The organism is Paracoccus sp. (in: a-proteobacteria) (assembly GCF_039808215.1).
GTDB lineage: Bacteria > Pseudomonadota > Alphaproteobacteria > Rhodobacterales > Rhodobacteraceae > Paracoccus.
In genome coordinates, this window is sequence record NZ_JBDHSP010000001.1 from 168,722 (window position 1) to 187,449 (window position 18,728).

The 18,728-nt window shown below is 69.0% G+C and carries 21 protein-coding genes; 8 read left to right on the plus strand and 13 right to left on the minus strand.

What is annotated here, in order from left to right; translation table 11 throughout:
- Nucleotides 1–23 precede the first annotated feature (23 nt).
- From WMK75_RS00825 to pyk, 10 genes are all read right to left on the minus strand, one after another.
- Complete coding sequence (locus tag WMK75_RS00825; RefSeq protein ID WP_347265756.1) at nt 24–1,049, minus strand: Fe(3+) ABC transporter substrate-binding protein; 1,026 nt, start codon at nt 1,047–1,049, stop codon at nt 24–26.
- 92 nt (nt 1,050–1,141) lie between these two features.
- Entirely contained in the window at nt 1,142–2,206 is a 1,065-nt protein-coding gene (locus WMK75_RS00830) for an ABC transporter ATP-binding protein (RefSeq protein ID WP_347265757.1), read from the minus strand.
- 47 nt (nt 2,207–2,253) lie between these two features.
- On the minus strand, nt 2,254–3,336 hold the full coding sequence (pheS, locus tag WMK75_RS00835) for a phenylalanine--tRNA ligase subunit alpha (protein ID WP_347265758.1): 1,083 nt from the start codon (nt 3,334–3,336) through the stop codon (nt 2,254–2,256).
- 57 nt (nt 3,337–3,393) lie between these two features.
- The gene (locus WMK75_RS00840) at nt 3,394–3,738 is read right to left on the minus strand and encodes an arsenate reductase family protein (RefSeq protein WP_347265759.1); all 345 of its coding nucleotides are present in this window, start codon (nt 3,736–3,738) and stop codon (nt 3,394–3,396) included.
- A 4-nt stretch (nt 3,739–3,742) separates the two neighbouring features.
- Entirely contained in the window at nt 3,743–5,152 is a 1,410-nt protein-coding gene (locus WMK75_RS00845) for an alanine/glycine:cation symporter family protein (RefSeq protein WP_347265760.1), read from the minus strand.
- A gap of 57 nt (nt 5,153–5,209) precedes the next feature.
- Nucleotides 5,210–6,565 (minus strand): cytochrome P450, encoded by a 1,356-nt coding sequence (locus WMK75_RS00850; protein WP_347265761.1) that lies wholly within the window; start codon nt 6,563–6,565, stop codon nt 5,210–5,212.
- A 166-nt stretch (nt 6,566–6,731) separates the two neighbouring features.
- Complete coding sequence (gene rplT, locus WMK75_RS00855) at nt 6,732–7,091, minus strand: 50S ribosomal protein L20 (RefSeq protein WP_142663468.1); 360 nt, start codon at nt 7,089–7,091, stop codon at nt 6,732–6,734.
- Nucleotides 7,092–7,103: 12 nt separating this feature from the next.
- On the minus strand, nt 7,104–7,304 hold the full coding sequence (rpmI, locus tag WMK75_RS00860; protein ID WP_347265762.1) for a 50S ribosomal protein L35: 201 nt from the start codon (nt 7,302–7,304) through the stop codon (nt 7,104–7,106).
- 108 nt (nt 7,305–7,412) lie between these two features.
- The gene (locus tag WMK75_RS00865) at nt 7,413–7,886 is read right to left on the minus strand and encodes a hypothetical protein (RefSeq protein ID WP_347265763.1); all 474 of its coding nucleotides are present in this window, start codon (nt 7,884–7,886) and stop codon (nt 7,413–7,415) included.
- 36 nt (nt 7,887–7,922) lie between these two features.
- Nucleotides 7,923–9,368, minus strand: coding sequence for a pyruvate kinase (pyk, locus tag WMK75_RS00870; protein ID WP_347265764.1), 1,446 nt, complete (start codon nt 9,366–9,368; stop codon nt 7,923–7,925).
- A gap of 131 nt (nt 9,369–9,499) precedes the next feature.
- Between pyk and WMK75_RS00875 the strand changes: the two genes are divergently transcribed.
- Complete coding sequence (locus WMK75_RS00875; protein WP_347265775.1) at nt 9,500–10,240, plus strand: N-formylglutamate amidohydrolase; 741 nt, start codon at nt 9,500–9,502, stop codon at nt 10,238–10,240.
- A 1-nt stretch (nt 10,241) separates the two neighbouring features.
- Nucleotides 10,242–11,165 carry a cation transporter gene (locus WMK75_RS00880; protein WP_347265765.1) on the plus strand — a complete coding sequence of 308 codons (924 nt, stop codon included), beginning with the start codon at nt 10,242–10,244 and terminating at the stop codon, nt 11,163–11,165.
- Nucleotides 11,166–11,177: 12 nt separating this feature from the next.
- Here WMK75_RS00880 and WMK75_RS00885 read toward each other — a convergent pair whose 3' ends face one another.
- Nucleotides 11,178–13,379, minus strand: coding sequence for a primosomal protein N' (locus tag WMK75_RS00885; protein WP_347265766.1), 2,202 nt, complete (start codon nt 13,377–13,379; stop codon nt 11,178–11,180).
- Between the two features lie 177 nt (nt 13,380–13,556).
- Between WMK75_RS00885 and fsa the strand changes: the two genes are divergently transcribed.
- The 4 genes from fsa to WMK75_RS00905 are packed head-to-tail and all read left to right on the plus strand — an operon-like array spanning nt 13,557 to nt 16,626.
- On the plus strand, nt 13,557–14,210 hold the full coding sequence (gene fsa / locus WMK75_RS00890; protein ID WP_347265767.1) for a fructose-6-phosphate aldolase: 654 nt from the start codon (nt 13,557–13,559) through the stop codon (nt 14,208–14,210).
- A complete protein-coding gene (locus WMK75_RS00895; RefSeq protein WP_347265768.1) occupies nt 14,210–14,917 on the plus strand; it encodes a DUF484 family protein in 708 nt (235 codons plus the stop codon). The genes fsa and WMK75_RS00895 overlap by 1 nt, the downstream gene beginning before the upstream one ends.
- The gene (locus WMK75_RS00900; RefSeq protein WP_347265769.1) at nt 14,914–15,852 is read left to right on the plus strand and encodes a tyrosine recombinase XerC; all 939 of its coding nucleotides are present in this window, start codon (nt 14,914–14,916) and stop codon (nt 15,850–15,852) included. Before WMK75_RS00895 ends, WMK75_RS00900 begins: the two co-directional genes overlap by 4 nt.
- 15 nt (nt 15,853–15,867) lie before the next feature.
- On the plus strand, nt 15,868–16,626 hold the full coding sequence (locus WMK75_RS00905; protein WP_347265770.1) for a TSUP family transporter: 759 nt from the start codon (nt 15,868–15,870) through the stop codon (nt 16,624–16,626).
- On the opposite strand, the gene WMK75_RS00910 is transcribed toward WMK75_RS00905, so the two are convergent.
- On the minus strand, nt 16,623–17,330 hold the full coding sequence (locus WMK75_RS00910; RefSeq protein ID WP_347265771.1) for a glutathione S-transferase C-terminal domain-containing protein: 708 nt from the start codon (nt 17,328–17,330) through the stop codon (nt 16,623–16,625). The genes WMK75_RS00905 and WMK75_RS00910 overlap by 4 nt on opposite strands.
- Nucleotides 17,331–17,421: 91 nt before the next feature.
- Here WMK75_RS00910 and mscL point away from each other — a divergent pair, with 91 nt between their 5' ends.
- Nucleotides 17,422–17,856 carry a large conductance mechanosensitive channel protein MscL gene (gene mscL, locus WMK75_RS00915; RefSeq protein ID WP_347265772.1) on the plus strand — a complete coding sequence of 145 codons (435 nt, stop codon included), beginning with the start codon at nt 17,422–17,424 and terminating at the stop codon, nt 17,854–17,856.
- A 114-nt stretch (nt 17,857–17,970) separates the two neighbouring features.
- Nucleotides 17,971–18,429 (plus strand): Lrp/AsnC family transcriptional regulator, encoded by a 459-nt coding sequence (locus tag WMK75_RS00920; RefSeq protein ID WP_347265776.1) that lies wholly within the window; start codon nt 17,971–17,973, stop codon nt 18,427–18,429.
- A 52-nt stretch (nt 18,430–18,481) separates the two neighbouring features.
- On the opposite strand, the gene rpsU is transcribed toward WMK75_RS00920, so the two are convergent.
- On the minus strand, nt 18,482–18,688 hold the full coding sequence (gene rpsU / locus WMK75_RS00925) for a 30S ribosomal protein S21 (protein WP_182792032.1): 207 nt from the start codon (nt 18,686–18,688) through the stop codon (nt 18,482–18,484).
- Nucleotides 18,689–18,728: the final 40 nt, after the last annotated feature.

The following is an 18,728-nucleotide window of genomic DNA, read 5'->3' on the forward strand; positions in this document are numbered from 1 at the left end:
CGGGCGGGCCGCCCTGCGCCGGGTCAGTTGTCGAAGCCGACCTTGTCGACCAGTTCGCTCGCCTCCTTGCGGTGCTTCACGATCTCGGTCAGCGGCACGGCATCGACCTTGAGTTCGCCGAACGCGGCGATGATCGGGTCGATGGTGGCGCCCGGCTTTACCGGATATTCGAAATTCGCCTCGCCATACAGCTTCTGCGCCTCGTCCGAGACCAGGAATTCCAGCAGCTTGACCGCCTGTTCGCGGTTGGGCGCATGTCTGGCCACCGCGGCGCCGCTGATGTTCACATGCGTGCCGCCATCCTTGAAGGTCGGCAGCACCGGGTCGATGGCCTCGCCCCAGGCGCGCTGTTCATCCCCGCCCCTGCCCGAGCGCATCAGCCCGACGTAATAGGAATTCGCCACCGCCAGATCGCAGATGCCGCCCAGGATGTCCTTGGCGCCGTCGCGGTCGCCGCCCCCGGCCTGGCGCGCCAGATTGGCCTTCAGCCCGGTCAGCCAGGCCTCGGTCTCGGCGGCGCCGTGATGGTCGAGATAGGCCGAGATCAGCGCGGTATTGTAGGGATGCTGGCCCGAGCGGATGCAGAGCTTGCCCTTCCATTTCGGATCGGCCAGATCCTCATAGGTGATGGCGTCCAGCCCCAGCGCCTTGGCCGCATAGACCACGCGCGCGCGCATCGACAGCGCGAACCATTCGTTGCCGGGGTCGCGCAGGTTCTCGGGGATGGCGGCTGCCAGGATCTCGGATTGCACCGGCTGCGTCAGCCCGCGTTCGGCCAGATCGGCCAGATTGCCCACGTCCACCGCCATCAGCACATCCGCGGGCGAGCTTTCGCCCTCGGATGCCACGCGCTCGGCCAGGCCATCTTTCAGAAAGACCGTGTTGACCTTGACCCCGGTCTGGGCGGTGAAGGCCTGCAGCAGCGGCTCGACCAGGCCCGGCTCGCGCGAGGTGTAGAGGTTCAGCTCCTCTGCCGCGAGGCTGCCGGCCCCGCCCGCGACGACGATGCCCGCCAGAAGCAGCGGCGACAGTTTGCGTTCGATCTTCATCGGTTGGCCTTTCTTTCGGGGTGCGGGAATGCGATGTGGTCCGGTCCATAGTGACGCTATGGTTTAGGATTTTTGTCAAGTGTGGCCGGGGCTCAGCCCGGCTCGGGATGGGCAAAGACATGCACCTGGGCGCCGTTCAGCTGCAGCCCGGCGCGTTCGCCGATGGTCATCGGGATGCGGAAATGGCTGTGCATGCGCAGCGGCTCGCCCAGGGGATGCACGAGAATGTCGATCTGTTCGCTTTCGCCGATGAAGGTCTTGGCCAGAATGCGCGCCGGGATGCCCTGGCCGTCGGGCGACAGCGACAGCGCCTGCGGCCGGATGCAGGCCAGCGCCAGCGCCCCCTCGGGCAGGTCCAGATCGCCCGGAAAGCTGCCGATGGCGGTATCCAGCGCGCCATTGCTCCAGACCCCGGTCAGGCGGTTGCAGGGGCCCATGAACTCGGCGGCATAAAGCGAGCGGGGGTTGTCGTAGATCTCGAAGGGGGTGCCGGTCTGTTCGATGCGGCCGGCGCGCATCAGCACGATCAGGTCGCCGACCGCCAGCGCCTCCTGCGGATCATGGGTGACGATGATCGCCGTCGCCCCCAGTTCGCGCAGCGTGGCCACGGTCTCGCGGCGCACCTTTTCGCGCAGCCCCTGGTCGAGGTTCGAGAAGGGCTCGTCCATCAGCAGGATCGCCGGCCGCGGCGCCAGTGCCCGCGCCAGCGCGACGCGCTGCTGTTCGCCGCCCGACAGCGAATGCGGATAGCGCGCGCGCAGATGCGCGATGCCGATGCGCTGCGCCACCTCGGCCACGCGCGCGGCGCGTTCGCGCGCCGGCAGGGCGCGCAGGCCAAAGGCCAGGTTCTCGTCCACGCTGAGATGCGGAAACAGCGCATAGTCCTGGAACATGAAGCCGATCTTGCGGTCCTCGGGTTCGACAAAGACCCCCGGTGCCACCAGATCCGCGCCCTGCATGCGGATGCGCCCGCCGTCGGGGCGGTCGACGCCGGCGATCAGCCGCAAGAGCGTCGACTTGCCGCAGCCCGATTCGCCCAGAAGGCAGGTGATGCGCCCCTCAGGCAAGGCCAGCGAGATGCCGTCCAGCACATTGCGGCTGCCGAAGCGGCGCACGAGCCCGTCCAGTTCAAGCGCGAGACGCTGGGTCGCCGCCATGCCCCTTCCCCCGATCTGCCCGCGCCGGCCCGGCCCCGGCCCCGGCCTCAGCGTGACAGCCCGCCCGCGACGCTGGGAATGTCGCCCGGGGCAAAGCCGTAATGGCGCAGCCAGCGCAGGTCGGATTCAAAGAAGGCGCGCAGGTCGGGGATGCCGTATTTCAGCATGGCGATGCGGTCGATGCCCATGCCGAAGGCAAAGCCCTGCCACTCATCGGGGTCGATGCCGCCCGCCGCCAGCACCTTGGGATGCACCATGCCCGAGCCGAGGATCTCCAGCCAGCTGTCGCCCTGGCCGATCGACAGCTTGCCGCCCTCCCAGGAACAGCGGATGTCGACCTCGGCCGAGGGTTCGGTGAAAGGAAAATGGCTGGCGCGGAAACGCAGCTCGACGTGGTCCAGTTCGAAGAAGGCGCGGCAGAACTCCTCGAGCGTCCATTTCAGGTTCGCCATGGAAATGCCCTTGCCCAGCGCCAGCCCCTCGACCTGGTGGAACATCGGCGAATGCGTCTGGTCCATGTCCATGCGATAGACCCGGCCCGGCGCGATCACCCGGATCGGGGCGCCGCTGGCCTGCATGGCGCGGATCTGCACCGGCGAGGTATGGGTGCGCAGCACATGCGGCGGGCGCGGATCATCCGCCGCGCGCTGCATGAAGAAGGTGTCGTGTTCCTGCCGCGCCGGATGTTCGGGCGGAATGTTCAGCGCGTCGAAATTGAACCAGTCGGATTCGATCTGCGGCCCTTCGGCGACGCGGAACCCCATGTCGGCAAAGATCGCCGTCACTTCCTCGGTCACCTGGCTGACGGGGTGGATGCTGCCCTGCGGCCGCGGCCGGCCGGGCAGGGTCACGTCCAGCCATTCGTCCCGCAGCCGCGCGTCCAGCGCCGCATCCTCAAGCCCCTGGCGGCGGGCGCGCAGCGCGGTGTCGATCTCGTCCTTCAGCCGGTTCAGCGCCGCGCCCCTGGTCTGGCGCTCCTCGGGCGTCATGCGGCCCAGTTCCTTCATCATGCCGCTGATCTCGCCCTTCTTGCCAAGGGCGGCGAGGCGCACCTGCTCCAGCGCCTCGGTGTCGCCTGCGGCGGCAATGCGCGAGAGATAGGACTGGCGAAGGGTGTCGATGTCGGACATGGCGGGCTTCCTTGCGGTTCCCGCGCGCCTTACCATGCGCGCGGGCCGGGGGAAAGCCTAGCGGGACAGCGTTTCCATGACCAGTTCCGCCGGGCGGCACAGGCGCACGCCGCCAGGGCCGCAGACGATCGGCCGCTCGACCAGGGCCGGGTTCTCGACCATCTGCGCAAGGATGGTCTCGTCGTCGGCGCCGATCAGCCCGCGCTCGGCCGCGTCGGTGCCCTTGACGCGCAGCGCCTGCGAAGGCGTCACGTCGGCGGCGGCGAACAGGCCCAGAAGCTGGCCGCGCGTCCAGCCGTCGCGGCCATAGTCGATGACATGGGGCTCATGCCCGGCATCGCGGATCATCTGCAGCACCTTGCGCGAGGTCGAGCAGGTCGGTCGGTGATAGATGGTGATCATCGGCCTATTTCCAGATCGTGCTGTCGGCGCCGGGGGCGATGTCGGGGTGGTCCTTCAGATGGAAGGTCGGGCTGCGACCCTCGGCGCGCTGGCGCAGATAGTCGCGGGTGACATGCACCACCGTGCCCGACAGCGCCACGATGGCGATCAGGTTGATCGTCGCCATCAGCCCCATCGAGGCATCGGCAAAGTCGAACACCTTCTGCACGGTCTGGATCGCACCCCAGATCACCATGGCCATGACCGCGACGCGCAGCCCGGTGACCACGCTCTGATGGCCGTGGCCCAGGAAGATGATGGCGTTCTCGGCATAGGCATAATTGCCGATGATCGAGGTGAAGGCGAAGAAAAAGATGGCGATGGCGACGAAATACTGGCCAAAGCTGCCGAAATGCTCGGCCAGCGCCGATTGCGTCAGCGCCACGCCGGTCAGTTCGGCCGAGGGGATCGCCCCCGAGAGCAGGATCATGATCGCGGTGGCGGTGCAGACCAGGATCGTGTCGATGAACACCCCCAGTGCCTGCACGAAGCCCTGGCTTGACGGGTGGTGCGGGTCGGGGACCGCCACGGCGGCGATGTTGGGGGCCGAACCCATGCCGGCCTCGTTGGAAAACAGCCCGCGCTTGACCCCGTTCATCATCGCCGCGGCCATGCCGCCGGTGACGCCGCCCGCCGCCTCCTGCAGGCCGAAGGCCGAACCGATGATATGGCCCAGCACCCCGGGCACTTCCGAGATGTTCATGATCACCACCACGATCGCCGCCAGCAGATAGGCGCCAGCCATGAAGGGCACGACGAATTCCGCCACGCGCGCGATCTGCGGGATGCCGCCGAAGATGATCACCCCGGTCAGCGCCGCGATGGCGACGCCCACCACCGCCTTGTTGATGCCGAAGGCTCCGGTCGCCGCCTCGGCGATCGAGTTCGACTGCACGGCATTGAAGATCAGGCCAAAGGCGATGATCAGCGCCACGGCAAAGATCGAGGCCAGCCAGCCCTGGCCCAGTGCCTTCTTGATGTAGAAGGACGGGCCGCCGCGATACAGTCCGCCGGGCCCGTGTTCCTTGTAAAGCTGCGCCAGCATCGATTCGGCATAGGCCGTGGCCATGCCCACCGTGGCCACCATCCACATCCAGAACACCGCGCCTGGTCCGCCCAAGGTGATCGCCACCGCGACCCCGGCGATATTGCCGGTGCCGACGCGGCTGGCCAGGCTGACGGTCAGCGCCTGGAAGGGCGAGATGCCGTCGCCGTCCTTGACCCCCGAGCCCACGACGCAGCGAAACATCTCGCGGAAATGCAGGATCTGGATGAAGCCGAGGCGGATGGTGAAATAGATGCCGACGGCCAGCAGGCCGTAGATCAGCACATAGCCCCAGAAGATGGTGTTCAGGAAATCGATGATCGCGGTCATGGGCGCTTCTCCTGCTTTGCTGCGATTAGGGCGCCAAAACCGCTCCGGCGCAAGACCTTAGCGCGGGTGGACGCGCAGCCAGACACCGCCATGCGGGCGCAGGGTCAGGATCATGCGCGGCTGCGGCATGCGCGATTGCGGGGCGAACCGCAACCGCGAAAGCAGGGTCGCCAGGATGATTGCCGCCTCTTGCAGGGCGAATCCGGCGCCAATGCAGATGCGCGGCCCGGCGCCAAAGGGCAGGAAGGCCATGCGTTCGTGGCCGCGGTCGGGGGCAAAGCGGCCGGGGTCGAATCGGTCGGGCTCGGGCCACAGCAGGCGGTGGCGGTGCAGGGCATAGATCGGCAGCATCACGGTGTCGCCGGGCCGGATCTCGCGCCCGCACAGCCGGTCCGGGGTGCGGGCGGTGCGCGACAGCATGGCGGCCGGCGGGTAAAGCCGCAGCGTCTCCTCGATGATCTGGTGCACCAGGGGCAGGCGCGGCAGGTCGGCGACGGTCGCGGCGCGACCGTCCAGTACCGCAGCCGCCTCTATGGCGGCAAGGTGCTGCACCTTTGAGTCGAAGGCCAGCAGGTAAAGCGCCCAGGCAAGGGTCAGCGCCGTGGTCTCATGCCCGGCGACGATGAAGGTCAGCAGGTTGTCGCGCAGTTCGGCCGGGGTCATGGCGCGGCCGGTCTCGGGGTCGTGGCCGGCGCGCAACAGGTCCAGAAGGTCGGGCGGGGCGCGCGCCCCGCTCCGGGCGCGGGCGGCGATGGCGGCATCGGCCATGCGCTTCATCCGCCGCAGCTCGCCGCCGGAAAACAGCCGCCCCGGCCGCGGCAGCCAGCCCGGCAGGCCAAGGATGTCCATGACCGAAAGCCGCGCCGCCCCGTCGATGAAGCCGCCGATCGCCCGGTGCACGGCATCGCGCTCAAAGCCCGTGCCGCCGGAAAACGTCACCTCCGAGATCACCTCGAAGGTCGCCGCCACGCATTCCTCGAACAGATCCACCGGCCCGCGGCAGGCCGCCAGCCGGCGGGCGCTGGCCTCGGCGGCGGCGGTCATCACCGGCGCCAGCGCCTCGACATGGCGCTGGGAAAAGGCCGGGGCGGCGGCAAGGCGCTGCCAGCGCCAATGCGCGCCCTCGGCCACGAACAGCGAATTGCCGATTGCGGGGGCCAGGATCAGCCTGGTCACCAGCGATTTCGGATAATCCTCGACCCGTTCCTTCAGCACATGCGCCAGCGCGCCGGGGTCCATGACCATGTGCCAGCGCTTGCCGGTCCGGCCCGAGACCATCGGCTGGCGGGTGGCGATCTCGGGGATCAGTTCCAGCAGGTTGCGTCGCGCGGTCATGGCGCTGGCGATCACCCCCATCGGCCGGCGACTCAGCGGGACGCGAACCGGACAGAGGGGGTCAGGACTGGCCGGCATGGTTGCGACCCTTTCCATCGTGCTGCCTGGCGGCAAGCCACCGTGCCGACAAGTCTTCACCCTTCGCGCCACGGGATGCAACAGTCGGCCGCGCCATGCATCCCGGGAACGAAAGAACCCGCACCTTGACGGTGCGGGTTCGGCATTCCGGCCGGGTGGCCTGCGATCAGGCGGCGGCTTTCGCCTGGGCGACGACGGCGGCAAAGGCCTCCGGCTCGTGCACGGCGAGATCGGCCAGAACCTTGCGATCCACCTCGATCCCGGCCTTCGCCAGCGCGGCGATGAAGCGCGAATAGGTCATCTCGGCATCGACGGCGCGCACGGCGGCGTTGATGCGCTGGATCCACAGGGCGCGGAAATTGCGCTTGCGGTTCTTGCGATCGCGCGTGGCATACTGGTTGGCCTTGTCGACAGCCTGGGTCGCGGTGCGGAAGTTGCGCGAACGGTTGCCGTAATAGCCTTTCGCCGCGTCAAGAACCTTCTTGTGGCGGGCGTGGGTGACTTTCCCCGATTTGACTCGTGCCATGTCCGGTTCTCCTCAGCGGTCGTAGGGCATGTATTTCTTGACGATCTTCGCGTCCGCGTCGGACAGGATCATCGTCCCGGTCACGTCGCGGATGAATTTCGTCGAGCGCTTGATCATGCCGTGGCGCTTGCCGGCCGGGCCGGCCTTGACCTTGCCCGTGGCCGTCATCGAGAACCGCTTCTTGGCGGCCGATTTGGTCTTCATCTTCGGCATTTTACTCTCCTTGCGGTCAGAGTGAACGCGCGACTCGGCAATGCCATGTCGGCCGGCCGCGCGGGTGGAAGCGTGCCCTATAGAGAGGCGCGCGCGAATTGACAAGCCCTACTGGCTGGGCTTGACCGAAGTGCTGGCCTCGGCGCCCGGTTCCTCGGCGGCCGGTTCTTCGGCAGGGGCCGCTGCCGGTTCGGCTGCGGGTTCGGTTGCCGGCTCTTCAGCCGCAGGAGCCTCGGCAGCCGGTTCTTCGGCGGCCGGTTTTTCTGCAGGCGCTTCGGCGGCGGGCGCGGGTTCGGCCGGCGCGGCTGCCGGCTCTGCTGCGGGGGCTTCCGCTGCGGGGGTCGCCTCGGGTGCGGGCTGCAGCTCCAGCTGGCCGCTTGTCAGGCGCTGCCAGCTGTGCGCCAGCGTGTTCAGGCCCAGCGGCCGCGGATCAAGCGCGGTGCCGGCCAGCAGCAGGCCAAGACCCAGCACCAGGACGATGGCGGCCGCGCGCGGCGCCTGCGTGCGGGCCACCGCAATCGCGGCCATCAGCACGGAAAGCGCGCAAAGCGCGGCACCGGCCAGCAACAGGATGTCGATCATCGGGTCACCTATTCCCTAGAGGTCGTCATGGCGGGCTTATTCCGGATCGGTGCGGTAGATCAAGCGTTCGTCGCAGGGCGCGATGCGCAGGATGTTCGTCGTGCCGGGGACGTTGAAGGGCACGCCCGCCATGACCACGATCTGGTTCGATTCATTGGCAAAGCCAAAGTCCCGCGCCGCCTTGGCCGCGTTCACCACCGCCTGCTTGAAGCGCACCAGCGACGGCGTCAGCACGCAATGCGTCCCCCAGGTCAGGCACAGCCGGCGCAGCGCCCCGGTTTCCGAGGACAGGGCGATGATCGGCACGCGCGGACGTTCACGCGCCACCAGGCTTGCGGTGGTGCCGGACTGGGTGAATGCGCAGATCGCCGAGATGTCGGTGGTCTCGGCGATTTCGCGCGCCGCGGCCACGATGCCGTCGGCCACGGTCTGGCGCCGGGCGTTGCGTGTGCTTTCGATGATGTCGCGATAGGTCGGGTCCGATTCCACCGATTGCGCCACGCTGTCCATCGTGGTCACCGCCTCGACCGGATAGGCGCCGGCGGCGCTTTCGGCCGACAGCATCACCGCATCCGTGCCCTCGTAGATGGCGTTGGCCACGTCCGAGACCTCGGCCCGGGTCGGCATCGGGCTTTCGATCATCGATTCCAGCATCTGCGTCGCCACGATCACCGGTTTCGCCGCCGCGCGGCAGGCGCGCACCAGCCGCTTCTGGATCGGCGGCACGGAATGCACCGGCAGTTCCACCCCCAGATCGCCCCGCGCCACCATGATTCCGTCCGAGACCTTGAGGATCTCGGCGAAGGCGCGCACCGCCGCGGGCTTTTCGATCTTGGACAGGACGGCGGCGCGGCCGCGCGCCAGTTCGCGCGCCTCAAGCACGTCCTCGGGGCGCTGGACAAAGCTCAGCGCCAGCCAGTCCACGCCCATCTCGCAGGCGAATTCCAGGTCGTCGCGGTCCTTGTCCGACAGCGCCGCCAGCGGCAGCACCACATCGGGGACGTTCACCCCCTTGCGATTCGAGATCGGCCCGCCCGCCGTCACCACGCAATCGGCGAAATCGGCGCCGCAGGCCTGCACCGTCAGGCGGATCTTGCCGTCATTGACCAGCAGTCCGGACCCCGGCTCCAGCGCGGCAAAGATCTCGGGGTGGGGCAGTTGCACGCGGCTGGCGTCCCCCGGCGCCGCATCGAGGTCAAAGCGGAACGCCTGCCCGTCGGCCAGGTCATGGTGCCCGTCGGCAAAGCTGCCCACGCGCAGCTTCGGCCCCTGCAGGTCGGCCAGCACCGCGATCGGGCGGCCGGTCTCGGCCTCGATGCGGCGGATGATGTCGTGGCGCGCCTTCTGTTCGGCATGGGTGCCATGGCTCATGTTCAGGCGGAACACGTCGGCCCCGGCCTCGAAGAGCGCGCGGATGGTCGTGTAATCGCTCGAGGCCGGACCCAGCGTCGCCACGATCTTGACCTTGCGGTGCCGTCTCATCTGCCTCTCTCCCTGTGCGGATGCGATGTTTGCGCTATCAGCCGCCATCTGGCACATTTGCCGGCTTGGCTGCAACTGGTGCTTGGGCAAGGGTTTGCACTAAAGGGATGCCCATGCAAGGCGAAGCTGACATGACCACCGCCCCCTATCGCATCATTGGCGCGAACCGGCCCTCGCGCTGGCTGATCACCTGCGACCATGCGACGAACCGGGTGCCGGGCTGGATCGGCGGCGGCAGCCTTGGCATCGCAGCCGAGGACATGGCCCGCCACATCGCCTATGATGTCGGTGGCGCCGGGCTGGCCACACGGCTGGCGGCGCGGCTGGACGCGCCGGCCATCCTGTCGGATTTCTCGCGCCTGGTGATCGACCCGAACAGGGGCGAGGACGATCCGACGCTGCTGATGCGCATCTATGACGGCACGGTGATCCCGGCCAACCGCCATGCCGACGCGGCCGAGCGCGAGCGCCGGCTGGAGCGGCTTTATCGCCCCTATCATGCCGCCTATGCGACTCTGGCGGCGGCGCGGCCCGACCGCGCCATCTGCGCCGTGCACAGTTTTACCCGGCAGCTGCGCGGCCGCGCGCGCCGGCCCTGGGCGGTGGGCATCCTCTATTCGCACCGCGACTCGCGCCTTGGGCCGGCGCTGATCCGCGAATGCCGCGACCAGGGCTGGGTCACCGGCGACAACGAGCCCTATTCCGGGCATCTGGACGGCGATTCGATCGACCGCCACGCGCTGGCGCATGGCCGGCCCAATGTGTTGATCGAGGTCAGAAACGACCTGATCGCGGATGCCGCGGGCCAGGATCTGTGGGCCGGGCGGCTGGCCGGGGTGCTGGCCGGCTTTCTGAACCGCTGCGGGGTCTGAGATGCGCAACGAACAGCAGGTCCTGCGGCTGTCCATCGCCGTCACCTTCGCCATGGCCGGGTTCGGGGTCATCTTCGGCCTGCTCAGCGGCTCGGCCTCGATTGTCTTCGATGGCGTCTATACCGCGCTCGACGCCAGCATGACGCTGCTGGCGCTGATGGTGTCGCGGCTGATCGCCCGGTCCCCGGCCGAACAGCCCGAGGCGCGGCTGGCGCGCCATTTCACCATGGGCTTCTGGCATCTGGAGCCGATGGTGCTGGGCCTGTCGGGCACGATGCTGATCGGCATGGCGGGCTACGGGCTGATCACCTCGATCGCCAGCCTGCTGCAGGGCGGGCGCGCGCTGCATTTCGACCGGGCCATGGTCTTTGCCGCGGTCTCGCTGATCGCGGCCTGCGCCATGGCGGCCTATGGGCGGCGGGCGAACCGGCGCATCGGTTCGATGTTTCTGGAACTGGATGCCAAGGCCTGGACGATCTCGGCGGCGTTGTCGGGGGCACTGCTGGCGGCCTTCCTGTTTGGCTGGCTCATTCAGGGCACGGGCTGGGACTGGATGACGCCCTATGTCGATCCGGCGGCGCTGGCGCTGGTCTGTCTGATGGTGCTGCCGGCGCCGGTGCCGACCGTGCGCCAGGCGCTGGCCGACATCCTGCTGGTCACGCCGCAGGACCTGCTGGCGCATGTGCGGCAGGTGGCCGGGGCCGCGGTCGCGCGCCACGGCTTCGTCAGCCATCACGCCTATGTCGCCCGCGTCGGCCGCGGCCGCCAGATCGAGATCTATTTCGTCGTTCCCGCCGGCCAGCCGCCGCGCCGGCTGGAGGAGTGGGACGCGATCCGTGACGAGATCGGCCGCGCGATCGGCGACGAGGGCCCGGACCGCTGGCTGACCATCGCCTTCACCACCGACCCGGAATGGGCGGTCTGAACCGGCGCGGCCTTACAGGAAACTTTGCGGGTCGATGTCCACAGCCAGGCGCAGGTTCGCCGGCGGCCTGGGCGCGGATTGCAGCCAGCGCGCGATCGCCTGCTGCAGTGGCGCCTGGCGCGGGGCGCGGATCAGCATGCGCATGCGGTGACGGCCGCGCACGCGGGCGATGGGCGCCGGCGCCGGCCCCCACAGTTCCGCCCCGATCGCCTGCAGCGGCTGGGCGCGGCGGGCCAGTTCGCGGGCATGGGCCTCGGCCACCGGCTGGTCGGGATGGGACAGGATGATCGCCGCCAGCCGGCCGAAGGGCGGCATGCCCGCGGCCTGCCGCGCGGCGGCCTCGGCATCCCAGAAGGCCTCGTCCTCGCCCGAGAGAATGGCGCGGATCACCGCATGATCGGGCTGGTGCGTCTGCAGCAGCGCCAGGCCCCGCGCGCCGCCGCCCTCGCGCCCGGCGCGGCCGGCGACCTGGCGCATCAACTGGAAGCTGCGCTCGGCGGCGCGCAGATCGGCGCCCTGCAACCCCAGATCGGCGTCGATCACCCCCACCAGGGTCAGGCGCGGGAAATTGTGGCCCTTGGCGACGATCTGCGTGCCGATGATGATGTCGGTCGCGCCGGTGCCGATCTCGGCAATGGCCTCTTTCAGCGCGCGGGCGGAATGGAACAGGTCCGAGGACAGGACGCTGGCCCGCGCCTCGGGGAAACGCGCGGCGACCTCTTCGGCCAGGCGCTCGACCCCGGGGCCGATGGCGGCCATGCGGCCTTCGACGCCGCAGCCGGGGCAGGCGACGGGCACGGGTTTCGTGGCGCCGCACTGGTGGCAGACCAGCCGGTTCTGAAAGCGGTGCTCGACCATGCGGGCGTCGCAATGGTCGCAGCCGACCTGCTGGCCGCAGGCGCGGCAGACGGTGATCGGCGCATAGCCGCGCCGGTTCAAGAACAGCAGCGCCTGCTCGTCCCTGGCCAGGCGGACGCTGACCTCGGCCGCCAGCCGCGGCGAGATCCAGCGCCCCGGCGCCATGTCCTCGGCGCGCAGGTCGATGGCGGCCATCTCGGGCAGTTCGGCGCTGCCATAGCGGGCGCGCAGGTCGATGCGGCGGTATTTCCCCGCGCCCGCATTCACCCAGCTTTCCAGGGACGGCGTGGCCGAGGCCAGCACCACTTGCGCGGCCCCGATGCTGGCGCGCAGCACCGCCATGTCGCGGGCGCTGTAGAAAACTCCGTCCTCCTGCTTGTAGGAACTGTCGTGTTCCTCGTCGACGACGATCAGCCCCAGATCGGCGAAGGGCAGAAACAGCGCCGAGCGCGCGCCGACCACCATGCCGACATGGTTCTGCCCCGCCATCAGCCACAAGCGGCGGCGCTCGCCGCGGGTGATGCCGGAATGCCATTCGCCGGGCCGGGCGCCGAACCGCGCCTCGACCCGGTTCAGGAACTCGGCCGAGAGCGCGATCTCGGGCAAGAGCACCAGCGCCTGCCGGCCCTGCCGCAGACATTCGGCCACCGCCTCGAGATAGATCTCGGTCTTGCCCGACCCCGTGACGCCGCGCAGCAGCGTGGTGGCATAGCCCCCGGCGCGCAGGCCGGCGCGCAGGCTTTCGGCCGCTGCCTGCTGGTCCGGGGCCAGGGGCTTGCCGGGCAGGTCCGGGTCCAGCCGCGCATAGGGCAGATCGCGCGGCGCCAGCACCTCGGCCAGGGTACCGGCCTTCACCAGCCCCTGCACCACGCCCCCGCTGACCCCTGCCAACTGCGCCAGTTCCGCGGGCGCAAATCCGGCGCCGCCATGATCGGCGATCACCCGCAGCACCGCCGCGCGGGCATCGGTCATGCGTTCGGGTTCCGGCCCGGCGCGGTGGATGATGCGCCGCGCCGCGGGCGGCTGGTCCAGATCCGGCGCCCGCGTCGCCATGCGCAGCAGCGCCGGCAGCGGCGTCAGGGTGTATTCCGCCATCCGGGTCAGGAATTCTATCATCTCGGGCGTCAGCGGCGGCGCCTCGACCAGCCGCGCCACCGGGCGCAGCCGCTCCGCGTCGAAACCGCCGGTGCCCGGCCCCCAGACCGCCCCCATGACCCGGCGCGGCCCCAGCGGCACCACGACCAGCTGCCCCAGCCGCACTCCGCCCTCCGGCGCCAGATAGTCGAGCATGCCGACCACCTCTTGCGTCATGACGCCGATGCGCGCGCCATGGGGATAGAAGGGCGGCGCCTGCATCAGGTTTCGCGGCAGGGGTGGGCAAGGGCGGGCAATCCGGTCTCCGCTGGCATCGGGGCGCAACTGTGGCATGGCGGCCCGAGGGGCCGCAAGCGGCGGCGGCGGACTTCACGCGCTCGCCGTTATGCGCTAAACCCGGCGGCAAGGTTGCAAGACAGCTGCAAAAGGGCTTTCCGCATGAAATTCTTCGTCGATACCGCCGATGTCGCCGCCATCCGTGAACTGAACGATCTGGGCATGGTCGATGGCGTCACCACCAATCCCTCGCTGATCCTGAAGTCGGGCCGCGACATCATCGAAGTCACGCGCGAGATCTGCGGCATCGTCCAGGGCCCGGTCAGCGCCGAGGTCGTGGCCAGCAAGGCCGATGACATGATCCGCGAGGGCGAGCACCTGGCCGCCATCGCCCCGAATATCGCCGTCAAGGTGCCGCTGACCTGGGACGGGCTGAAGGCCTGCAAGGCGCTCAGCGGCAAGGGCCACAAGGTCAATGTGACGCTGTGCTTTTCCGCCGCGCAGGCGATCCTCGCCGCCAAGGCCGGCGCCAGCTTCATCAGCCCTTTCATCGGCCGGCTGGACGACAACAATTTCGACGGGCTGGACCTGATCGCGCAGATCCGCGAGATCTATGACAATTACGATTTCCAGACCGAGATCCTCGCCGCCTCGATCCGTTCGGTGAACCACATCACCGACGCCGCCCGCATCGGCGCCGATGTGATCACCGCCCCGCCTGCGGTGATCAAGGCCATGGCGAATCACGTGCTGACCGACCGCGGGCTGGAGCTGTTCAACGCCGACTGGGCCAAGACCGGGCAGAAGATCCTCTGATGCCGGAGGGGCGCGCGTCGGAACTGGCCGAGGATCTGCGCCGGCACCTGCTGGCGCGGCCCGAACTGATCCTGGGCGACCGCGACCTGATGCGGGCGCTGATCGGCGCGCGCGAGGCCGAACTGGGCGAGAATGTCATCGACATCCGCGGCCGCGCCATGCAGGCGCTGGAAAGCCGGCTCGACCGGCTCGAGACCGCGCATGAGGTGGTGATCTCGACCGCCTTCGACAACCAGACCGGCACCCAGACCGTGCACCGCGCCGTGCTGGCGCTGCTCGAGCCGCTGGATTTCGCCGGCTTTCTCGACAATCTCGAGGGCAGTGTGGCGCCGATCCTGCGCGTCGAGACGCTGCGGCTGGTCATGGAATCCCCCATCGGCTGCCGGCAGGCGCCGCCCGGCGGCCCGCTGGTGGTTCTGGCCCCGGGTTCGGTGGCGCGGCTGATCGCCGCCGGCCGGCGCATGCCGCGCGCCGACGACATCGTGCTGCGCCGCGCTGTCCATGACACGCTGCCGGTGCATGGCGAGGCACGCGCCCCCATCCGGTCCGAGGCGCTGGTGCCGCTGGACCTGGGCCCGGGGCGGCCGGCGCTGCTGCTGCTGGGCTCGGCCGACACGGGGCGGTTCCAGCCGGCGCAGGGCACCGACCTGCTGCGCTTTTTCGGGCAGGCGCTGCGGCTGGTGCTGCTCTCCTGGCTGAGGCAATGACCGCGGGGGCCGGGCCTCTGGCGCTGGCCCCGGCCATGTCCGAGGCGCTGGCGCGCTGGCTGGAGAGCGAGCGCGCGACCCGCGACCTGTCGGATCACACCATCCGCGCCTATCAGGCCGATCTGCTGGCCTTCCTGGCCTTTCTGGGCGGCTATCACGCCAGCCCGGCGCTGCCCTCGACGCTGGCGGCGCTGACCCAGAGCGACATGCGCGCCTTTGCCGCCGCCGAACGCGGGCGCGGGCTTTCCGCCCGTTCGCTGGCGCGCCGGCTGTCGGCGACGCGCAGCTTCATCCGCTGGATGTCGGACCGCCATGGTTTCGACGCCTCGCGCGCCCTGGCGCTGCGCGGGCCGAAATTCACCCGCAGCCTGCCGCGGCCGCTGGCGCCCGAACAGGCGCGCGGGGTGCTGGAGCTGAGCGCCGTCGCCCATCCCGAACCCTGGATCGCCGCCCGCGACTGCGCGGTGCTGACGCTGCTTTACGGCTGCGGCCTGCGCATTTCCGAGGCGCTGGCGCTTTGCGGCCGCGACTGGCCGCTGCGCGAGGTGCTGATCATCCGCGGCAAGGGCGGCAAGGAGCGCCAGGTGCCGGTGCTGCCGGTGGCGCATGCGGCGGTGGCGGCCTATCTGCGGCTGTGCCCCTGGCCGCAGCGTCCCGAGGCGCCGCTGTTTCGCGGCGCCCGCGGCGGCGGCCTCAGTCAAGGGGTGATGGCCGCGGCCATGCGGCAGCTGCGCCAGAGCCTCGGGCTGCCGCCCACCGCCACCCCGCATGCGCTGCGCCATTCCTTCGCCACGCATCTGCTGGCGGCGGGGGGCGACCTGCGCACCATCCAGGAGCTTCTGGGCCATGCCAGCCTCTCGACCACGCAGGTCTATACCGGGGTCGATGACGCGCATCTGCTGGCGGTCTATCGCGCCGCCCATCCCCGCGCCTGAGGCCTGCCGATCGCCATGTTCGACCTGACCCTCGATCTTGCCCTGATGCTGGCCGGCGCCGCATTCGCCGCCGGATTCGTCGATGCCATCGCCGGCGGCGGCGGGCTGATCACCGTGCCGGCGCTGATGCTGGCGGGGGTGCCGCCGGCGCAGGCGCTGGCCACGAACAAGGTCCAGGGCGTGTTCGGCGCCGCGACCGCGGCCATTTCCTATGCGCGCAGCGGCCTCGTGGACCTGCGCCGGCAGAAGGCGGCGGCGGCGATCGCCTTTCTGGCCGGTCTCGCCGGTGCGCTGCTGGTCAGCCGCATCCCGACCGCGGCGCTGGCCTATGTGCTGCCGCTGGTGCTGATCGCCATTGCCGGTTTCTTTGCGCTGCGGCCCAATATCGGCGACACCGACCGCGCCGAACGCATGTCGCCGCGGCTGTTTTTGCTGACCGTGGTGCCGGCTGTGGGGTTCTATGACGGGCTGGTGGGGCCGGGGACCGGGTCATTTTACATGATCGGCTTCGTGACGCTGGCGGGATACGGCGTGCTGAAGGCCGCCGCGCATACCAAGCTGCTGAACTTCGCCTCGAATCTGGGCGGGCTGCTGGCCTTTGCCGCCGTGGGCCAGCCGCTGTGGCTGCTGGGCGGGCTGATGGCGCTGGCCCAGGTCGCGGGGGCGATGCTGGGCGCAAGGCTTGCCCTGCGCGTCGGCGCGCGGGTGATCAAGCCGCTCCTGGTCACCACCTCGACGCTGCTGGCGCTGCGGCTAATCTGGGGCCTGCTCTAGGTCGGGGCGGCGCCGACCTCGATGCCGCGCTGCACCGCGGGCCGCGCCAGGAAACGCGCCAGATAGGCCTGGACATTGGCGAAACCGTCCATGCCGGTCTGGGTCTCGGCGTCATATCTGGTGCGGATGGTGCGCAGCCAGGGGCCAACCGCCATGTCGGCGATGGAATAGTCGCCAGTGATCCAGTCCCGGCCCTGAAGCTGGCGGTCCAGCACCCCCAGCAGCCGCCGCGCCTCGTTGAAATAGCGGTTGCGCGGGCGGGGGTCCTCGATCTCGCTGCCCTTGTAGCGGTGAAAATAGCCGACCTGGCCGAACATCGGTCCGACGCCGCCCATCTGCCACATCAGCCATTGCAGGGTGTGATAGCGCGCCGCGCCGGCGGCGGGCAGGAATTTCCCGGTCTTGTCGCCCAGATAGATCAGCATGGCGCCGGTCTCGAACAGGCCGATGGGCCGGCCCTCGGGGCCCTGCGGGTCGATCATCGCCGGGATCTTGTTGTTGGGGTTCAGCGACAGGAACTCGGGGGTGAACTGCTCCTCGGGATCGGAAATCGAGATGCGGTGCGCGTCATAGTCCAGCCCGCATTCCTCGAGCATGACCGAGATCTTGATGCCGTTCGGGGTGTTCAGCGTATAAAGCTGGATCACGTCCTCGCGCCGCGGCGGCCAGCGCCGGGTGATCGGAAATTCTGCAAGTGCCGTCATGTGCTTTTCCCGCAATGGCCATGTTGCGCCGGAAGGAATCCCCGTGGCAACCTGTGACCACGAACGCGCAACCACTGGAAAAGGTAGGCACATGATCAGGGAATTCAAGGAATTCATCGCCCGCGGCAATGTCATCGACCTTGCGGTGGGCATCATCATCGGCGCGGCCTTTACCGCCATCGTGAACTCGCTGGTCTCGGATATCATCAACCCGGTCATTGGCCTCCTGACCGGCGGCACCGATTTCAGCGGCCATTACCTGGTGCTGCGCGGCAATGTCGCCGAGGGCGCCAGCCTGAACGCCGCCCGCGAATCCGGCGCTGCGGTCTTTGCCTGGGGCGCCTTCCTGTCGGCGGTGATCAATTTCCTGATCATCGCCTGGGCGGTGTTCTTGCTGGTCAAGGGCGTGAACAAGGTCCAGAACGCCACGCTGCGCCGCGAGCAGGAGGCTGCCGCCCCGGCCGGCCCGACGCAAGAGGAGTTGCTGGTCCAGATCCGCGATGCGCTGCGCGCCCGCGACGCCTGAGCCGGCCAGTTTCGGCCGGTCACCGCGGTTTTCGCTTAGAGCGGGCGGAAAACCGGGCTATCGTCGCAGCAACGGCAAGCGCCGGGCCGGAACGCGAGAAGGATCGCCGTCATGATCGAGATGGACGCAACGGACCGCCGCATCCTGACAGTCCTGCAGCGCGACGGGCGCATGACCAATGCCGATCTTGCCGCCGAGGTCGGTCTGTCGCCCAGCGCCTGTCACCGCCGCGTGCAGCGGCTTGAGGAACTGGGGGTGATCCGCGGCTATGTCGCGCTGCTGGATGCGCGCAAGCTGGAACGCCCGACCACGGTCTATGTCGAGATCACGCTGTCGGGGCAGGCGGATGAACTGCTTGAGGCTTTCGAGCGCGCGGTGCGCACCATCCCCGACGTGCTGGAATGCCATCTGATGGCGGGGCAGGCGGATTACCTGCTGAAGGTGGTGGCCCAGGACACCGACGATTTCGCCCGCATCCACCGCCAGCGGCTGGCCAAGCTGCCGGGGGTGCGGCAGATGCATTCCTCGTTCTCGCTGCGCACGGTGGCCTTCACCACGGCGCTGCCGGTGTGAAAGAAAAACCCCCGGCGATGCGGGGGTTTCTCGAACCGTTGTGGTCGCTGTCTTACAGCGCGCCTTCGCGCAGGGCCTTTTTACGGGCCAGCTTGCGGGCGCGGCGGACGGCCTCGGCCTTTTCACGGGCCTTCTTGACCGAAGGTTTCTCGAAATGCTGCTTGAGCTTCATTTCACGGAACACCCCTTCGCGCTGAAGCTTTTTCTTCAGAGCACGAAGCGCCTGTTCGACGTTGTTGTCGCGAACACTTACCTGCATGTGGTTGTCACCACCTTCCTAGGTTAAAGTTGAGCAGATT